At 68.6% G+C, this 18,212-nt stretch carries 13 protein-coding genes; 5 read left to right on the forward strand and 8 right to left on the reverse strand.

Annotation, left to right across the window (positions count from 1 at the left end; all coding sequences use genetic code 11):
* Positions 1–88: 88 nt before the first annotated feature.
* The 3 genes from P5G59_RS14700 to P5G59_RS14710 are packed head-to-tail and all read left to right on the forward strand — an operon-like array spanning position 89 to position 5,085.
* Entirely contained in the window at positions 89–2,527 is a 2,439-nt protein-coding gene (locus tag P5G59_RS14700; protein ID WP_301219743.1) for a hypothetical protein, read from the forward strand.
* Positions 2,528–2,551: 24 nt separating this feature from the next.
* A complete protein-coding gene (locus P5G59_RS14705; protein ID WP_301219744.1) occupies positions 2,552–4,105 on the forward strand; it encodes a DUF2142 domain-containing protein in 1,554 nt (517 codons plus the stop codon).
* An 11-nt stretch (positions 4,106–4,116) separates the two neighbouring features.
* Positions 4,117–5,085, forward strand: a complete 969-nt coding sequence (locus tag P5G59_RS14710) for a glycosyltransferase family 2 protein (protein ID WP_301219745.1) — start codon at positions 4,117–4,119, stop codon at positions 5,083–5,085.
* A gap of 22 nt (positions 5,086–5,107) precedes the next feature.
* On the opposite strand, the gene P5G59_RS14715 is transcribed toward P5G59_RS14710, so the two are convergent.
* From P5G59_RS14715 to P5G59_RS14735, 5 genes are read right to left on the reverse strand one after another with little or no spacing between them, the layout of a single operon-like run.
* The gene (locus P5G59_RS14715; RefSeq protein ID WP_301219746.1) at positions 5,108–6,331 is read right to left on the reverse strand and encodes a hypothetical protein; all 1,224 of its coding nucleotides are present in this window, start codon (positions 6,329–6,331) and stop codon (positions 5,108–5,110) included.
* Positions 6,332–6,391: 60 nt separating this feature from the next.
* The gene (locus P5G59_RS14720) at positions 6,392–7,351 is read right to left on the reverse strand and encodes a glycosyltransferase family 2 protein (RefSeq protein WP_301219747.1); all 960 of its coding nucleotides are present in this window, start codon (positions 7,349–7,351) and stop codon (positions 6,392–6,394) included.
* 1 nt (position 7,352) lies between these two features.
* Positions 7,353–7,832: a GtrA family protein gene (locus tag P5G59_RS14725; RefSeq protein ID WP_301219748.1), complete on the reverse strand. Its 480-nt coding sequence runs from the start codon at positions 7,830–7,832 to the stop codon at positions 7,353–7,355.
* A complete protein-coding gene (locus P5G59_RS14730) occupies positions 7,829–8,800 on the reverse strand; it encodes a Gfo/Idh/MocA family protein (RefSeq protein WP_301219749.1) in 972 nt (323 codons plus the stop codon). Before P5G59_RS14730 ends, P5G59_RS14725 begins: the two co-directional genes overlap by 4 nt.
* Complete coding sequence (locus P5G59_RS14735) at positions 8,797–9,897, reverse strand: DegT/DnrJ/EryC1/StrS family aminotransferase (RefSeq protein ID WP_301219750.1); 1,101 nt, start codon at positions 9,895–9,897, stop codon at positions 8,797–8,799. The genes P5G59_RS14730 and P5G59_RS14735 overlap by 4 nt, the downstream gene beginning before the upstream one ends.
* 87 nt (positions 9,898–9,984) lie before the next feature.
* On the opposite strand from P5G59_RS14735, the gene P5G59_RS14740 reads away from it, so the two are divergent.
* Complete coding sequence (locus P5G59_RS14740) at positions 9,985–10,692, forward strand: LbetaH domain-containing protein (RefSeq protein ID WP_301219751.1); 708 nt, start codon at positions 9,985–9,987, stop codon at positions 10,690–10,692.
* A 17-nt stretch (positions 10,693–10,709) separates the two neighbouring features.
* Here the strand turns inward: P5G59_RS14740 and P5G59_RS14745 are convergent, their stop codons facing one another.
* On the reverse strand, positions 10,710–13,082 hold the full coding sequence (locus tag P5G59_RS14745; RefSeq protein WP_301219752.1) for a GH25 family lysozyme: 2,373 nt from the start codon (positions 13,080–13,082) through the stop codon (positions 10,710–10,712).
* A gap of 976 nt (positions 13,083–14,058) precedes the next feature.
* On the opposite strand from P5G59_RS14745, the gene P5G59_RS14750 reads away from it, so the two are divergent.
* Complete coding sequence (locus P5G59_RS14750; protein ID WP_301219753.1) at positions 14,059–15,567, forward strand: FG-GAP-like repeat-containing protein; 1,509 nt, start codon at positions 14,059–14,061, stop codon at positions 15,565–15,567.
* A 1-nt stretch (position 15,568) separates the two neighbouring features.
* Here P5G59_RS14750 and P5G59_RS14755 read toward each other — a convergent pair whose 3' ends face one another.
* Both P5G59_RS14755 and P5G59_RS14760 read right to left on the reverse strand, forming a co-directional pair.
* A complete protein-coding gene (locus P5G59_RS14755; RefSeq protein ID WP_301219754.1) occupies positions 15,569–16,858 on the reverse strand; it encodes an O-antigen ligase family protein in 1,290 nt (429 codons plus the stop codon).
* Between the two features lie 20 nt (positions 16,859–16,878).
* Positions 16,879–18,210 (reverse strand): O-antigen ligase family protein, encoded by a 1,332-nt coding sequence (locus P5G59_RS14760; protein ID WP_301219755.1) that lies wholly within the window; start codon positions 18,208–18,210, stop codon positions 16,879–16,881.
* Positions 18,211–18,212: the final 2 nt, after the last annotated feature.

The raw sequence follows: 18,212 nt of genomic DNA on the forward strand, positions 1-18,212 counted from the left end.
CGCGACACGTCGGTGACATCTGTGGCTTCTTTGCCCTAGCCGTCTAGGCTGGGGGAGCCATTCATGTCCACGGGCGAGGAGAGCCGGGATGACTCCGAGGAAGCTGCTCACGGGCGTGCTCGCTTTCGCCCTGCTCGTGAGCGCCGCCCTGGTGGGTACGCTCACGGCGCCGGAGCGCGCCGCGGCGCTCGACGGGTCGCAATTCAATCCCGCTGAGATCATCTCGGACGCCAACTTCTACGACCGCGCGGCGATGAGTCAGGCGGACATCCAATCCTTCCTCTCGTCGAAGGTCTCGTGCAGTAACAGCCGATGCCTTGCGACCGGACAGTTCCCGACCTCCAGCAAGCCCGCCGACGTGATCTGCTCGCCCTACTCCGGCGGAGGATCGGAGGGCGCGGCCGCCATCATCTTCAAGGTCCAGCAGGCCTGCGGGGTCAGCGCCAAAGTCATCCTGGTGACCCTGCAGAAGGAGCAGGGCCTGATCACCGACGGGGCGCCGGACTCGAACCAGATCTACAAAGCCATGGGTTACGCCTGCCCGGACACATCGGGCTGCGACACCGCCTACTACGGCTTCTTCAATCAGGTCTACAGCGCCGCTCGCCAACTCGTGCGATACGGGAACCCGCCCGGAACCTCCCAGTACTTCACCTGGTTCCCCGTCGGGGCACCCTCGGCCGTGCGGTACAGCCCCATTCCACCGGGGCCGAACGGCTGCGACGCCCCGGTGATCACCATCAAGAACAAGGCGACTGCCGCGCTGTACTACTACACGCCGTACCAGCCCAACCCCGCGGCGCTCGCCAATCTGTACGGCACCGGCGACACGTGCTCGAGCTATGGCAACCGTAACTTCTGGGTGTACTACAGCCAGTGGTTCGGCGACCCGGTCGGCGCAGGCAACCCGATCGGCAACGTGGAACTCGTGCAAGGGAGTCCCGGCAAGCTGCATGTCTCCGGATGGGCTCTCGACCCCGACACGGCGTCGCCGATCGCGGTGCACGTCTACGTCGGAGACGTCGGAACCCCGACGATGGCGGATCGTTCCCGGCCCGACGTCGGGGCCGTCTACCCGGCCCTCGGCGCGAACCACGGATTCGACGTCACCGTTCCGGTCACCCGGTCGGGCGCGCAACAGGTCTGCATCTACGCCATCAATGTCGGCGCCGGCGGGAACGTCGCTCTCGACTGCCGGACGGTCACGCTCTACGGCGGTTCCCCGTTCGGGTCGCTCGCCCCCGTCACTCTCGGCGGGGACGGCAGGGCGACCGTGACCGGGTGGGCGATCGATCCTGACCAGACCGCCCCGATCACCGTCCACGTGTACGTGGACGACGCGGGAGCGGCCTACACGGCCGACGTCTCACGTCCGGATGTCGCGACCGCCTACCCCGGATACGGTGACAAGCACGGCTTCAGCGTGACAACGTCGGTGCTCAGTCCTGGACCGCACACGGTCTGCGCCTACGCGATCAACACCGGCGCCGGCTCCAACGCTGCCCTCGGCTGCGCCGGCGTCGTACGCCCGGGCGCCATCGTCGACCAGGGCAGAGCGCCGATCGGCGCGCTCGAGTCGGTCAGTACGAGCGGTGCCAAGGTGTCCGTGACCGGCTGGGCGCTCGATCCGGACACGGCCGCTCCCATTCCGGTCCATGTCTACGTCGACGGCACGGGGACACCGTTCACGGCATCCGGCGACCGCGCCGACGTGGCGCGTCTGTATCCGGACTACGGTCCTGCTCACGGATACACGGCGACAGTGCCCAGTGCGATCGGCGTGCACCAGGTCTGCGTCTATGCCATCAACAACGGCGCGGGCGGGAACGCCCTGCTCGGCTGCCGGCAGGTGATCGTGCAGGGGACGGTCGTCGAGCAGTCCCGGGCGCCGTTCGGCAATCTCGAAAGCCTCACGGTCGCCGGCGACGGAACGATCACGGCCACCGGATGGGCGATCGATCCCGATACGGTCGCGTCCATTCCCGTTCACGTCTACGTCGATGCGACGGGGACCGCGTTCACCGCGGATCGGACACGTCAGGACGTCGGCCGGTTCTATCCCGACTACGGTGACTGGCACGGCTTCTCCGCCTCGGTCAAGGCGGCCGCTGGTACGCATACGGTCTGCGTGTACGGCATCAACAACGGAGCCGGAGGGAACGTCGTACTCGGGTGCCGGCAGGTGACGGTGACGGCGGTGATCCTCGAGCTGGGGCGCGTTCCCATCGGGAACCTCGACTCGGTGCAGGTCGCCTCCGGCGGCGTGCGCGTGACCGGCTGGGCGATCGATCCCGACACGGCGGCTCCGATCACCGTCCACGTCTACGTCGACGCCGTCGGTACCGCGTATACGGCCAACAAGCAGCGCACGGACGTTGGGGCCGTGTATCCTGCCTACGGCTCCTCGCACGGGATCGACCAGACGATCGCGGCGGCCCCGGGAAAGCACACCGTGTGCGTCTACGCCATCAACACGGGGCCAGGGGGCAACGCCTCTCTCGGCTGCCGCACGGTTACCGTCGGCTGAGCCCGACCGCACAGAAAGCCCTCCATGTCTCGTTTCCTGTCCGCTGTTGGTGGCCGCCAATGGCTCACTGGTCTCCTCGTATTCCTCGGGCTTGCCGCCGCTTCCGCGGCCTGGGCGGTTTCGACGCCACTCGGCGCGAGCCCGGACGAGCCGTCGCACATCATCAAGGCGGCATCCGTGGTCCGTGGCCAGTTCCTCGGTGATCCCACCGATCAGCCCGCCACTACGCGGGTCACGGTGCCCGGGGACCTGGCAAGCGCCCGCAACTGGCCGTGCTACGCGTTCCAGCCGAACAGCCCGGCGACCTGCCAGGCGCCCTTCACGACGGGGCCGGACCGCAAGGCCGAGACCTCTGCCGGACTCTACAACCCGACGTACTACCTTGCCGTCGGCTGGCCGAGCCTGCTCACCGACAATGCCAAGGCGACCGTGTTCGGCATGCGTGTCGTCAGCGGTGTCCTGTGCTCCGCCTTCCTCGCCATCGGGTTCGTCGCCCTCCGGCGGCTCGGCATCCCGTTCTTCGCCGGGCTCGTCACCTTCGCGGTCACCACGCCGATGGTGCTCTTCTTGAATGCCTCTGTGAACCCCAACGGCCTCGAGGTGGCATCGGGCGTCGCTCTGTTGTGCCTCTTCCTCGCGCTCGTTCGCGGCGAAGGGGTTCGAGGGCGCGGGTGGATGCTGTCCCTGCTGTTCGTGAGCGCTGCGGTCCTTGCCAACATGCGCGGGCTCTCTCCGCTCTGGGTCGCGGTGATCGGCCTCATCGCTCTGGTGGGCGCGCGGAAGGGTCGGCTGGGGGAGCTGTTCCGCGCCCGCGCCACCTGGGTCACACTGGTCGGGATCGTGCTCGCATGCGGATTCGCGCTGGCATGGATTCTGCGTACCAACACGCTCAATGCGATGGGCACGTATCCCGGAGCGGGCACCACGCCTCCCGCCTACGCGTTCGTGACCATGCTGCTCAACCGCACCATCGACCCCGGTTTCGTGGGGGTTTTCGGCTGGCTCGACACTTTCCCGCCGGGCTACGTCGTCGCGGTCTGGGGGGCTCTGGCCGGAGGGCTGGTGCTTGTGGCTCTCATCCTGGCGCGCGGCCGGCTGCTGGGAGCCTTCATCGTGGCTCTCGCCAGTCTCGCGCTCGTTCCCGCCGTTACCCAGGCCGGTTCGGTGATGCACTCCGGATACATCTGGCAGGGGCGTTACGCCCTTGTCGCCTATGCCTGCGTCGTGATCGTCGGCGGGCTGGTGATGGCGGAGCGCGCGGAGGGCCTCGTTTCGTCCGCCGGCATCTCGCGCAGAGGCGTGTGGACCATCACCGTCGTCGTCGCGAGCGCCCAGCTGCTCGCCCTCGCGTTCTCGATCAAGCGGTACTCGCGCGGGGCGGATGTCGAATGGCTGACCTTCGTGCGTCACCCCGGCTGGCTGCCGCCCGGCGGCGCCGTGATCTGGCTCCTTGCGCTGCTCATCGGCATCGCCTTCGTGGCGATGGCGTGGCGTTCGGCGACCGTGACGGACCGCGCGGCGGCCGTGGAACACGGCCATGAGCCGGTGACCGCCCGCGAGCCGGAACCGGTGGGGTGACGGAGCTTCCCGTGTCCTTCACGGTCGGAATCGCTCTCTGCACCTTCAACGGGGAGCGTTTCATCGAGCGTCAATTGGAGAGCATTCTCGCGCAGCGCCCTGCTCCCGATGAGGTGGTCGTGTCCGACGACGGCTCGATCGACAGCACGCTTGAGCGCGTCGAGGCGGTCGCAGCACGGGCACCCGTGCCGCTGACCGTGCTCAGGGGGTCCAAGCCGCTGGGGGTCACTGCGAACTTCGAACGCGCGGTGCGCGCAACCAGCAGTGATCTGATCGCACTGAGCGATCAGGACGACGTCTGGCACGAGGGTCGGCTGGCGCGGCTCGTCCGCGAGTTCGACGATCCTGCCGTGCTGCTCGTGCACACGGATGCCCGACTCGTGGACTCCGAGGGCGAGTCGCTCGGTCGTAGCCTGTTCGAATCGCTGGAGGTCACCCGAGAAGAGCTCGGTCGAGAGCAGGCCGGAGACGCGTACACCGTCTTTCTGCGACGCAATCTGGCCACAGGCGCCACGGTGATCCTTCGCAGGTCGCTCCTCGACGACGCACTTCCCTTCCCACCGGGATGGGTGCACGACGAATGGCTCGCCGCGGTCGCGGCTGCCCGTGGAGGAGTGAGGGTGCTGACGGAGGCGACCATCGACTACCGGCAGCACGGAGCAAATCAGATCGGCGTCGCGGCCCCGACTCTCGCGCGCAAGGTGAGGAGGGTTCTCGAACCCCGCGGGGAGCGGAACGTGATCCTCGCGAGCCGATTCGCCACGCTCGCCGATCGTCTGGACGGGCTCGACGGTATCGCGGAGGAGCGTCTCGCCTCGGCGCGAGAGAAGGCCGCCTTCGAAGCCGAGCGCGCGGCGATGCCGGCTTCCCGACTCCCGAGGGCCCGCCACGTCCTTAGGCTGGCACGCACGGGCGCCTACGAGCGGTTCGCGAGTCGCGGGCGAGCGGACATCCTCCGCGACCTCATCCAGCCTGCCTGAGGGTCTGCAGCCTGCCTGAGGGTCAGGCGCGGCTGCTTCTGCGGCGACGCACGGCGACGAGGAGCAGGAGCAGTCCACCGCCGAGGGCGCCCAAGCCGAGCGCGCTGACGGTGCTGACGTCCGATCCGCTGGCGGCCAGTTCTGCCTGACCGGCGCCGGAGGACGTGCTGCCGGCGGTCGTCGTCGACGCCACCCCCGGGTCGATCGTGAAGAGGACCGGTCCATCGGACTCCACATCCGGGTCGACCCCCTCACGGAACACCAGCGACCCGGACGGGAACCCTGTCGTAACGGTGGGAAGTGCGTAGGAGAACGAGACCGTGCCGTCGGCTGCGACGGTCTGCGGCGCGGTGACGCCGACCTGCCAGATGCGCGCCTGAACGCTCAGGCCAGGCGCGAAGTTGCTGCAGGAGATGTCGACAGTGTCGCCTCCCTTGTAGCGAGGAGCCGATGTGGTGCAGTATCCACCGCCCATCCACTGCAGCGAGCCGGCGGTGGCGCCTTCGTCTCCCATGGGGCCCGTCCACTGGAAGCCCCAGGAGTTGCCGCGGCGGGTGATGTCGAAGATGCAGGACAGGATCTGGTCGCCCGGCTGGACGACCTTCGGGAGGGTGCCGAAGCACTCATCGCTCGCGTTCGCCAGAGCTCCCGTGGCGCGCTTGATGGTCACGGGAGTGTTCCCGTCCCAGCTCTGGGTGAGACGGATCTGCGGCCGGAACAAACCCGGGTACGAGAGGAGCTGCGGGTCGATCGGAACGGTCGACCAGCCCGTCGCGGGCGGCGGCGCGGTGTACGCGAAGTCGTCACTCACGACCTGATAGTGCACCCCGAAAACCGGGAACGATGCGACCGTCGTGTCGGCACCGCTCACGGCGAAGGTGCCGGTGACGGTGAAGTCGAGGGTGCCGGAGCCTTCGGCGACCGTGGCCCTGGTGGAGCAGGCGAGGGAGCCGCCCGGAGCGATGGTCCCCGCGCACGAGTCTCCGGGACCGGCCGGTGCCAGAGCGGTCACCGTGTACGCCTCCGCGCTGTTGTTCTTGATCGTCAGATTGAAGGTGCTGTCACCGCTGTAGATGTCTGTCTCGTTAGCCGGGTCCAGCGGCACGTCCAGGTAGCCATGATTGGTGTACAGGTGCGCGACCGCCGAGACCTCGATGGTCGACGCCGCTGACGCCGGAGCGCTCACGATCAGACTCGACCCCAGCCCGGCGATCGCGACCGCTACGGCACCGATGAGTTTGCGCACATTTCCCCCTGAAGACCGACACGAACGTGAGAGATCCTACAGGGAAAGCGGGCGCCCGGTCTATTTCTCGAACGGAAGGTAGGTCGGTGTGGACGGGCTCGCCTGGATATCGAGCTGCAACGCGGATATGAGCATCTGAGTGCCGAGGATGAATGGGAGCGCGGCGAGCATCACCGTCGCGGCGGTCGCGACGACCGACGCGGCGATCTGGAAGCACACCCAGATCGCGACGCCCAGTCCGAAGATCGAGAGGATGAGTCCCAGTACCAGGAGGAGCGCTATGGGGGAGAACGACCAGAGCACGTAGCGATACCAGATGCGCCGCCAGAAACCCCGGGTCAGCAGGCTGAGCAACTCCGGTACCACGCGCCCGAGCCGGATGCTCGAGACCTCATTGCCGTACACGGCGGGAATCGGGACGTCCGTCGCCGGCACCTGCAAGATGTTGAGGTGGATGAGGAAGTCGTTCTCGAAGCTGTAGCGACGCGCCACGTTGTCGAGCGGGATTCGTCGAAGCACCTCTGTGCGGACCGCGGTATAGCCGTTCTGCGGGTCGAACAGGTGCCAGTACCCGCTCGCCAGCTTCGTCATGAACGACAGAGTGATGTTGCCGAAGATGCGGTAGCGAGGCATTCCGGCGAAGGACTCGGGGGAGAAGAACCGGTTCGCCTTGGCGAATCCGTACCCTTCGGTGGTCACCCGGTCGAGGAGGTCCGGGAGGTAGGCGGGGTCCATCTGGGCGTCGCCGGCCATGATGACGTTGATGTCGGAGCCGAGCTCCATCGCCGCGCGGTGACCGGTGATGATGGCGCCCCCGACGCCCTGGTTCACCTCGTGGCGGATGAGGGTGACGCGGTCGTCGCCGCTGGCGCGGACGACCTCGCTCGTGTTGTCGGGGCTGTGGTCATCGACGATGACGATGTGGTCCACGAACTCCGGCATCGTGTCGATCACTTGCGTGATCATCTTCTCTTCCTTGTAGGCAGGAACCACTGCGGCGATTCTGGCGCCGTTGTACATCTCAGTCCTCTCGAGCTGGTTTGCGAACCGCACGCGACCGTCCGGGATGGGCGAAGACCCAGTAGCGGTAGGCGAAGTAGTTCCAGACCGTTGTGACGACCGTCGCGACCACCTTGCCTCCGGCCCAACCGAGGGCGGTGTGGTCGAAAAGTGCGACGATGCCCGCAGTCGCGACCGTGTTGGCGGCGACCAGGAGAGTGTACTTGATCAGCGCGGGGCCGTGCGGTGCCGCCGAACCGAAAGAGAACACGCGCTGGATCGTGTAGGTGAAGAAAAAGCTGAGGAGGAACGAGATCGCCGCAGCGAGCCACGTCGGGAGCCCGAGTGCGACATGGAACAGCCACAGCAGTCCGAAGTCGACCAGGAACGCCACGCCTCCGGCGATCAGGTAGCGCACCGCCGAATGGTCGAGCAGAGCGAGGACGCCGGTTCGGCGTCCTCGCTCCGGGGTCCCTGCCGGACGGTCCTCCGTCACGCTCACGCCTGGGGAACCGCCTGGCGCGCCGAGATCACCTGGTCGATGACCCGGTGCGGCGGCAGGATCGTCTCGCGCTCGGCCGACGCGTCGGCGGTGCCGTCGACCAGCTTGAGGAAGCGGCCGAACTGCGTGGTCAACGGCTCCTGCGAACTCACGAGCTCAGGGATCTCGATCACCGTCTGCTGGCGGTAGCCACGACCTTCGTCGACGGAGTTCTCGGAGACGTGGTGGTACACCGTGACGTCGCGGCGGAGCAGGTCGACCTCGATCAGCCGCTCACGCTCGTAGATCGACAGCTGGCGGATCTTCCGCTGGCCCACGCGGCTGGCGGAGACATGCGCGATGGCACCGCCGGGGAAGTCGAGCAGGGTCTCCGCAACGTCCTCGGCGTCCTGCAGGGAATCCGGGTGGAAGTGCCCCAGGCGGGATTCGACGCTGTTGGGTGCCGTTCCGATGATCCCGATCGCCAGATCGACGTCATGGACGAGCAGATCCCAGGACACGCCCGTACGGATGCGCGGAGCGTACGGCGAGTGCCGGACCGCGGTGACGTGCACGGGCTCTCCGAGCAACTCACGTGCGGTCATCACGGCGGGGTTGTATCGCTCGAGAAGCCCGCACATGAACGGGAGGTCTCGTACGTTCGCCAGGTCGAGGATCTCCTCGGTGCGCAGCAGACTGTCGGCTACGGGCTTCTCGACCAGGAGGGCGGTGTCCTGACTCAGCACCTGCATCGCCAGGTCGTAGTGCGCCTCCGTAGCCGCAGCTACCACCACGCCGTCGATGTCGGAGAGGTCGGGGAGCTCCGGTCGCCATGTGGTGCCGAAGCGCTCGGCGACAGCGCGCCCGACGGATTCCCTCGGATCGATGAGGACCGCGAGCTCGGCATCCGCGGACTGGGCGATCACGCGAGCATGATGGCTGCCCATCGTGCCCGCGCCGACGAGCGCGATGCGTGCCGGGGCGCTCACGCGCCGGCCACCTTGGAGACGGCGGCGACGATGGCCGACAGGTCGTCGTCGCTCAGGGCGTTGTGGACGGGCAGGGAGATGACCTGTGCGGCCACCTGCTCCGCCACCGGAGCTTCGCGACGGAGGACGCGCGGGTGGTCACGGTATGCGTCGTAGTCCCAGAGCAGGCGCGGGTAGTAGACGCCCGCGCCGATGCCCTCTGCCGACAGCGCCTCGACGAACGCATCGCGGCTCACTCGGGCTTCCTCGGTGACACGGATCGTGTACTGGTGCCAGACGTGCGAGCGGCCGGGCAGCTCCTGCGGGACCACCACGCCGGGGACGTCGGAGAGGCCTTCGGACAACCGGGCGGCGTTGCGCTTGCGCGCGGCCACGATCGACTCGTACCGGGCGAGCTGGGGAAGGCCCAGAGCAGCTTGCAGGTCGGTGAGGCGATAGTTGTGCCCGGCCATCTCGTATACGTAGCGCGCACGCATACCCTGGTTGCGCATGACGCGCAGCTTGTCGGCGATCGCATCGTCGTTCGTGGTGATGATGCCGCCTTCGCCCGTGGTGAGGTTCTTGGTGGCGTAGAGCGAGAATGTGCCAAGGCCGTAGCTGCCGGCGGACCGCCCGTCGTACGTCGCGCCGTGCGACTGCGCGGCGTCCTCGAGGATTCGCAGACCGTTCTGCTCGGCCAAAGCGGAGATCGCGCCCATGTCGGCCATCTGCCCGTACAGATGCACTGGCAGGAGCACCTTCGTCTTCGGTCCGATCGCCGCGGCGAGTGATTCCGGGTCGACGTTGAAGTCGTCGAAGCGGATGTCGGCGAAGGTCGCGGTCGCGCCCGCCTCGAGGATGGCGTTGAGCGTCGCCACGAAGGTGAACGGCGATGTCACCACCTCATCGCCCGGCTGCAGGTCGAGCGCCTGGAGGGCCGCGACGAGCGCCGTCGTACCGTTGTTGACGGCGATCGCGTGGGGGACGCCGTGCATGCGAGCGAATTCGGCTTCGAGCTGAGCGACCTTCGGCCCTTGAGCGATGGAGCCGGAGCGGAGGACCTCCAGGACCTCGCGCTCCTCCTCCGGGCCGAACTTCACCGTCGTAATGGGAATCATTGAGCCTCGTGGGTATGTTTGCAGTGTGCTGAACGCAGTGTGCGCGCCCTTACCTTACCTCGTTACTCCGACCGGAAGGTGCCAGTCGTGACCCCCGGAGAGAACTCCATCCACCCCACGGCGATCGTCGGAGACGACGTCGTCCTGGGCGCCGGGAACACGGTCGGACCGTTCGCAGTCCTCACCGGGCCGCTGGAGATCGGCGACGGGAATTGGTTCGGTGCGGGGGTGGTGATCGGCGCCCCTCCGGAGGTGCGCAGCTGGCCGCATCCGCCCTCGGCCACCGAGAGGAGCAGCGGCAACGGGATCGTCATCGGCAATCGCAATGTGGTGCGCGAGTACGCCCAGATCCATCAGGGCTGGCACGACCGGACGGTGCTTGGCGACGACTGCTTCGTCATGAATCAGGTGTACATCGCGCACGACTGCACGATCGGGGACGGCGTCACTCTCGCCTCCAGCGTTCTGCTCGCTGGGCACGTCCGGCTGGGCGACGGCGCCAACCTGGGGCTCGGCGCGTCGGTGCACCAAAGGCGCGTCGTCGGTAACGGTGCGATGGTCGGGATGGGGTCCGTCGTCGTGGCCGACGTGCCGCCGTGGGCGAAGGCGTTCGGCAACCCTGCCCGCGTCCGCGGGGCGAACGCGATCGGGATGGAGCGTGCGGGAGTGGAGCCGGCGCTCGTGGAGCGGGTGACGGAGCTCTACGAGGGCCCCTTCAGCCGGGACGACCTTCTGGCGCTCGCCTCCACGGAGGTCGGCGTGGCGTTCAGCGACTGGGACGTCGCGACACGCTGAGCCCGCGCGGCGCGGGCTCAGCCGAAGATGTTCCAGCCCGAGCCGGCGACCACGGTCGTCGCGTACCCTGGCACGTTCGCGACAGCAGCGACGTTCGTACTCGGGTAGTAGAGCAGAGCGCCGTCGGTGCGGACCCCCAGGAGGTCGCCCGTCCGTCCTGTGCTCCTGTCGCCCGTCCCGGTGACCGAGCTGAAGATGTTCCAGCCGGATCCGATGACCGCGCCGGCCGAGAACAGCGGGCCGGAGCTCGCTCCCGTACCCGCCAGTATCCACAGGGTGCCGTCGGGTCGCGTCGCGATCACGTCGGGGCGTCCGTCGCCGTTCGAGTCGCCCGTCGAGACGATCGCCGAGTACACGTTCCATCCGGGCCCCACCGACACCGGTGCTCCGAGCCACGATGTCGATGACGGGGTCTGTCGGACGCCGGGATACAACACCGCGGTACCGTCCGCCCGGGTGGCGAGGACGTCGGGCATGCCGTCGCCGTTGAAGTCAGCGGCAGCAAGCATCGTGAAGTCCGTCCAGCCCGTCGTCCCGATCCGGATGCCGCTCGAATAGGTGGACGGTGTCGTCGGGTTCACGACGCCGGTGCTGGGGTACAACCACAGGCTGCCGTCGGTTCGGACGGCGAGCAGGTCCGGGCGTCCGTCCCCGGTGAAGTCGCCGGCGTTGAGAACTCTGGTGAAACCCGTCCAACCCCAGCCGATGCGGATGCCGGCCCGGTAGCTCTTGTTGACGCCACCCGTCGAGCCGTTGCCGGAGTAGAGATACAGATTGCCGTCGGTGGTGGTGGCCACGATGTCCGGCGCGCCGTCGCCGGTGACGTCACCGGCTCCGATGACGCGGTTGAAGACGCCCCAGCCCGAACCGACGGTCTGGGCCGACCCGAACGCCGGCTGGGTCAGCATCGCCCCGGCGGAGAACTTGAGAGCCCCGGACGAACTCCGGGTGAGGAGGTCGGGCCGACCGTCGCCGTTCGCGTCACCGGCCGCGATCAGCAGATCGCCTGCCACCACCCCGTTCGCACTCGCACGAGCCCCCGGCTGGTACCCGGAGGCGGACCCGCGGTAGTACCACACCGACCCGTCGAGGCGGATACCGAGGAGATCGTCCCAGCCATCCTTGTCCAGGTCGCCGATGCCGATGACCTGGGTGAAGATGTTCCACGAGGTGCCGATCTGCCTGCCCGCCTGGAAGCCGGTGCTCGAGCCGTCGACCTTGCCGGTCCCGGCGTACAGCCACAGCGTTCCGTCGGGCCTGCGGCCGAGGACGTCGGGGAGCCTGTCTCCGTTGACATCGCCCGCGGCGATGACGTCCGTGAACGCATCCCAGCCGGAGCTGAGCACGAGGGAGCTCCCGATCGAGATACCCCCGTCGCCCGTCGGTGAGATCGGGTAGACCAGGATCGTCCCGTTGGTCTTCCTCGCCAGCAGGTCGGGCACCCCGTCGCCGGTGATGTCGCCGGGCATCAGGAGGTCGTCGAAGACGCCCCACTGCGTGCCCACCTGCACCCCCGCGGCGTAGCCGACGGATCCGCCCGCCGCCCCCTGTCCCGCGTAGAACCAGAGAGTTCCGTCCGGCCGCCGCGCCAGGAGGTCGGGCTTGCCGTCCCCGTTGAGGTCGCCGGTCCCGATCACCGGCTGCGCGAGCGCGCGACCGGTGAAGGCGAACTGCTGGAGAGTGGCAAGGCTGCCGTTGAAGACGTCTTGGTCTCCGGGGAAGATTCCGGAACTGGCGTACTGCCACATGGTGTAGCTGTTCCACCCGCCCGGGAGAGTGCCTGGGCCGTTCGCGATGTTGCTGGGGTAGCGGGCGATGAACAGCGGATTGGTTCCGAACGCCGCGCTGTTGCCGGTGCACTGGGTCCACCAGCCCGTGGTCGAGTAGATGGCGGGGAGTCGCCCGGTCCGCTGGTAGATCGTGTTGGAGAAGTCGGCGATCCAGGACACCATCTGCCCCGGGTCGAGCCCGTAGCAGGTGTCGGTGTCGTCGGTCGCCGTGTACGGGTTGTACTCGATGTCGAGTAGAGGCGGCAGAGTCCGCCCGTCCTGCGTCCAACCTCCCCCGTTGTTCATGAAGAAGTTGGCTTGCACCGCGCCGGAACTCTTGTTCGGGACGGCGAAGTGGTAGGCGCCGCGGATCAGGCCGGCGTTGTACGCCCCGTTGTACTGACTGGGAAAGCGGCTGCTGGTGTAATCGATGCTCTCCGTCGCCTTGACATACGCGAACTTGGCTCCGTTCGCAGCGACCTGTGCCCAATCGACGTTCGTCTGCCAGCCCGAGACATCGAGCCCGGGGACCCCGGGCGGGGAGACACTCGGGGTGGCGACGAGCGATCGCGGCGCCACAGTCCGCGATGCTTGGTCGTAGGCCTCGATGGTGGAGCCCATCGAGTGATTCCCCGCACGCGTCTGCGTGGCCAGGTCCGGGTCGTCCCCGGTGATGGCCGGTGTCCCCGTCGGAGACGGAGAGGGTTTCGGAGACGCCGTCGGGGAGGGTGACGCGGGGTCGGCGACAGGGGTCGTCGCGCCCGGAGTGGGAGCGGGCGACGGAGAGTTCACGGCCGCGGGCCTCTCGGCGGCGCCGGCAGGGATCGCCCCGAGGCAGGCGAACGTAGTCGCGATCGCGACCGCGATCGCGAAGGGACTGACGATTCTGTTCTGCGGCACGGAGGCCTCCCGCTTCAGCTGCAGCGCGGCCACCTCGGGCCGGGATGAGGCCGCCGTCGCTCGTCTGATGTTATCTGCCGAGGGTCGACAGCTCGTTCCGCCACACCTGGCGATGTTCGCCGGGCGTCGCACCGGTTACGGCTTCAGCAACTGATACGGTGACGCCGAAACGAGGAGGTGGCCTGTGCCGAAGGGTGCGGCGGTGTCGACAGCGGTGCTGGTTGTCGTGGCGATGTTGTCCGTAACGGCGGGGTCCGTCCCTGCGGATGCGTCCGCCCCGGTCCGGGCCGTGAAGCAGGACGCAGGGCCGAGCGCCGATCCGCGTATCGCAGGGCACCCGCATCGTCGCACCTGCTCGACGCCGAGGCCTGACCACGCGGCCTGCTTCGCAGAAGTCGTGGAGGGTGTTGCGACGCCGATGGCCGGGCAACTCCCAGCGGGTTACTCACCGGCGCAGTTGCAGCAGGCTTACGCCCTTCCTGCCGCAGCGAGCCAGGGCGCAACGGTCGCGGTGATCGACGCCTACGATCTACCGACCGCCGAAACGGACCTCGCCGCCTACCGGTCCCGATTCGGCCTGCCGGCCTGTACCAGCGCCAGCGGCTGCTTCCGCAAGGTCGACCAGCGCGGAGGAACTTCCTATCCCTCGGTCGATCCCCAGCACTCATGGGGACCTGAGACGGCCATCGACATCGAGATGGTGAGCGCGGCCTGTCCCGCTTGCCGGATCCTGCTCGTGGAGGCCGAAGACGCTTCCGCGACGAACCTCGGCGCGGCCGCGAATACCGCGGTGCAGCTGGGTGCACGATACGTCTCGAACTCGTACGGCATCCTCGACGCGGGCTGGGATTTCAGTCCGTACGACGCTTACTACGACCACCCGGGCGTCGTGATCACGGCGGCGAGCGGCGACTCCGGATACGGGGCGCAGTTCCCGGCCAGCTCTCGTTTCGTCACAGCGGTCGGGGGGACCACGTTGTCCCCGGCCGCTACAGGGCGAGGCTGGACGGAGACCGCGTGGAGCGGCTCGGGGAGCGGGTGCAGCTCGTACAGCGTCAAGCCGACGTGGCAGACGGACACGGGGTGTGTCGGGAAGACCGTGGCCGACATCGCAGCGGTCGCGGACCCGGCCACCGGAGTCGCCGGCTACGGGCCGACGACGAGCGCTCCTTATTCCTCCGCCTGGCAGGTCTTCGGCGGCACGAGCGTCGCCGCCCCGCTTGTAGCAGCCATGTACGCCCTGGCGGGAACTCCGGCGGCCGGCACGTACCCGGCGGCGTACCCCTACGAGCATCCGGAAGCCCTGAACGATGTCGTACAGGGCAGCAATGGCACTGGATGCCCCGCGGCCTACCTCTGCACCGCCGCGCCGGGTTATGACGGACCGACCGGGCTCGGAACGCCGAATGGTGTGCGGGCGCTCGGAGGGCCGGCGGTGCCGGCCGCCGCCCCCGTGCAGAACGACTTCAACTCCGACAGCAAGAGCGACGTCCTCGCCCGGTCGACGAGTGGGGCGCTGTTCCTGTACCGAGGGGACGGCAGCGGCGGCTGGCTCTCGCCCCCGTCGAGCCAGGTCGGCAGCGGGTGGGGGACCATGACCGTGCTGTCGCCAGGCGATTTCGACGGCGACGGACGCAACGACGTCCTCGCGAGGGACGCTTCCGGCCTTCTGTGGCTGTACCCGGGCGATGGTGCGAGTGGATGGTTGCCGCGCCGCCAGGTCGGCTCCGGATGGGGCGGAATGCGGTCGATCGTCGCGGCACGCGATTTCTCCGGCGACGGCGCGATGGATGTCCTCGCGACCGACGCCGCCGGCACCCTCTGGCTGTACCCGGGTGACGGCCGTGGCGGCTGGCTGGCCCGGTCGGCCATCGGCTCGGGCTGGGGCGGCATGACGGCCATTGTCGGGATCGCCGATTTCGACGGCGACGGCAAGCCCGACCTGCTGGCCCGCGACGGTTCCGGACGGCTCTGGCTCTACGCCCACACGCCGTCCGGGTGGAAGCCGCCGGCCGTGGTCGGCACCGGGTGGAACGCGATCACGGCGATCGTGTCGCCGGGGGACGTCGACGGCGACGGGCACGACGATGTCCTCGGCCGCACCTCGACCGGTGCGCTAGTGCTCTACCCCGGCAACGGGCGGTCGGGATGGGGCACTCCTCGCCAGATCGGTTCGGGGTGGAACATCATGACCTGGATCGGCTGAGTCAGCTCGCGTCGCGATGCGGCAGCCGCAGCCGCCAGCTCATGCCCTGGGACGCCTTGACCGTGCAGATCACCAGCAGCATCCAGCCTGCCTCCACGAGGATCGAGCTCTCGAAGACGCTGGTCACCAGCAGGGCGACGAGCACCAGCGGCGCCCAGGCGTAGACGACGCTGCGGCGGTTGGAGGCGAGCAGCCAGGAGCGGCTGAACGCCAGCGCGATGAGGGCGACGAAGAGCAGCAGGCCGATCACGCCGACCTGCAGGTAGACGTCGAGGTAGGCGTTCAGGCCGTCCGCGTGGTAGACCCCGGTCGCATCCTGGATGGCGGTGAACGGGTACAGGTCGGTGGGCCAGGATCCCACCCAGCCCCAGCCGACCGTCTGCTGCACCGGGATGAGCTCCCAGATCTGGATCCACAGCTGGTAGCGGACCTGGAAGTCGGCCCGGGCGTTCAGCAGGTCGATCACGCGCGTCCGGTAGATGTACGCGGTCACCAGCACCGCGACCGTGAAGATCGCGAGCCCCCACTGGAAGTACGGCCGCTGGTTCGCCGGCACCTTGCGCAGCAGGTACAGCGCGAGGGTGGCGAGGCCGACCACGACCGAGACGGCCGCGATGACGGGGGAGTGCGCGAGCAGGATGCAGAGCACGGCGAGCGTGATCGAGTACGCGGCGATCGGGGGCCGCACCGACCGTGTCCGCAGCTCGACCAGGAAGGTGACGAACGCGATCAGCGCGACGATGCTCAGCTGGTTGCGGGTGCCGAACAGGCCCTGGATGGGGCCGCCGAGCGCGATGTTGCCCTGGATGCCGAGGAACTTGATCGGTGCGTCCAGCAGCAGGCCGCTGAGCACCTCGAGCGAGAGCGACAGGGTGAGCAGGAAGCGCAGGGCGTCGCCCACCACCCGGACGATCTGGATGGCGTCCCGCACCAGGGCGATGTACACCGCGAGGAAGGCGAAGATCAGCTGGTAAATCACCCCGGCCAGCGTCGCCCACTGGTACTGGCTCCAGAGCAGTGAGAGGGCGCACCACCCGACGAACAGCAGCGCCGAGACGGGAAGCAGCCCGTGCCACTCGATGAGCCGCCACTGCGCCGCGAACGACAGCGCGGCCAGGACGACGAGCACGCCGAGGGCGCCGATCAGCCCCGGCCACCCGATGAGGGCGCGGATCGCGTGGGTGGAGAACCCGACCACGACCGCGAGCAGCGCGAGGGTGGACGTGAAGCGGGCGGACCCCAGGAACTCGGTGACCGCGGGCGGCACCAGGGTCCGAGGGGGCGTTGCCATGCTGACAGCCTACGGGTCGGTCAGGGGGCCGTCTGCTTGGTCGCGACGCAGAGCGCGACGAGCAGCGCCCACCCGCCCTCGATGAGGATGCGGCTCTCGGCGAAGCTCTGCGCGATCAGGGCGGCCATGAGCAGCAGGGGGAGCAGGGCGATCGCCCGGTACGGCTGCACGTCGTTCACGCCCCTGCGCACGCGGTCGACGGCGAGGAACCAGGACCGGCCGAAGGTCGTCAGCACCACGAGGATGAACACCACGAGCCCGGCGATGCCCAGCTGCAGCCACACGTCGAGCCAGGCGTTGTGCGCCTGCAGGTACTCGACGCCGTTGCGGGTCGCCAGTCCGTCGAAGGGCTTCACCCACGGCGCCCAGTAGCTGACCCAGCCCCAGCCGAACGCCGGCCGCTGCTCGGCGAGCCCGGTGACGGCCTTCCAGATGTCGAGGCGGCCGGTCAGGTCCTCGCTCTTGCCGAAGAGGGCGGGGATGCGGGAGGCGAACACCGACACCAGCACGATCACGGCAGCGACGGCGGCGAGCCCGACGACGTAGACGGGCGTGCGGCTGTGCAGGCCGGCCCGGCGTGCCCACAGGGCGAAACCGAGTACGACCGCGGTGACGATCGCTGCGGCGATCACGGTCGCCGAGCGGGTGAGCGCGAGGGTCAGGGCGGCGACGACGAGCCATGAGAAAGCGGACCCGCGGCGCACCGTGCGGTCGGCGAGCTGGATGCCGAAGACGACGAGCGACAGCAGCGCGATCATCGCAAGCAGGTTGCTGTTGCCGACGATGCCCTGGATCGGGCCGCCGTGGAAGAGCAGGTCCCGGCTCCAGAAGAACGCCTGGGGGAGCTTGCCGCTCGGCACCGGCTGAGCGGGGGTCAGCGGGAGAACCGGCCGCCGGACGAACACGGCGACGACGAGCTCGAACAGCAGCGAGAGGCCGAGGATCCAGCGGAAGGCGTTCCCGAGCGCGCTGAGCAGGCCCGACCAGCCGAGGCGCAGGCCGAGGAAGAGGCCGCCGATGGTCGTCGCGAGCGTCGCGAGCACGCCGAGCGCGCTGGCGCCGGGGTAGGCGGACCAGGCGATGGAGACGATCGCCAGCGCCAGGAACAGCACGAGCGTCTTCGGGGTGCTGCGCCATCGGAACGACGGACGCGAGCGGACCACCAGCACGGCGCTCACAACGGCGAGCACGCCGGCCAGCGCGAAGTAGCCCGGCCAGCTGATCAGGTTGCGCCAGAAGTCCCCGGCGAAGAGCGTGAACAGGATGAACGCCGCCAGCACGGCCTCGCCCGTCCCCGTGGCGGTCCGCGCGGCGCGCACGCGGTCGTTCAGCACGGGGCTCGGGCTCGTCACCC

Source organism: Leifsonia virtsii (assembly GCF_030433675.1).
GTDB lineage: Bacteria > Actinomycetota > Actinomycetes > Actinomycetales > Microbacteriaceae > Leifsonia > Leifsonia virtsii.

Excerpts from the sequence above, each read along its gene's own strand:
- P5G59_RS14700 (WP_301219743.1), top strand. The coding sequence starts at position 89 with ATGACTCCGAGGAAGCTGCTCACGGGCGTGCTCGCTTTCGCCCTGCTC.
- P5G59_RS14705 (WP_301219744.1), top strand. The coding sequence starts at position 2,552 with ATGTCTCGTTTCCTGTCCGCTGTTGGTGGCCGCCAATGGCTCACTGGT.
- P5G59_RS14720 (WP_301219747.1), bottom strand. The coding sequence starts at position 7,351 with ATGTACAACGGCGCCAGAATCGCCGCAGTGGTTCCTGCCTACAAGGAA.
- P5G59_RS14735 (WP_301219750.1), bottom strand. The coding sequence starts at position 9,897 with ATGATTCCCATTACGACGGTGAAGTTCGGCCCGGAGGAGGAGCGCGAG.
- P5G59_RS14745 (WP_301219752.1), bottom strand. The coding sequence starts at position 13,082 with ATGGGCTCCACCATCGAGGCCTACGACCAAGCATCGCGGACTGTGGCG.
- P5G59_RS14750 (WP_301219753.1), top strand. The coding sequence starts at position 14,059 with ATGGTGAGCGCGGCCTGTCCCGCTTGCCGGATCCTGCTCGTGGAGGCC.
- P5G59_RS14755 (WP_301219754.1), bottom strand. The coding sequence starts at position 16,858 with ATGGCAACGCCCCCTCGGACCCTGGTGCCGCCCGCGGTCACCGAGTTC.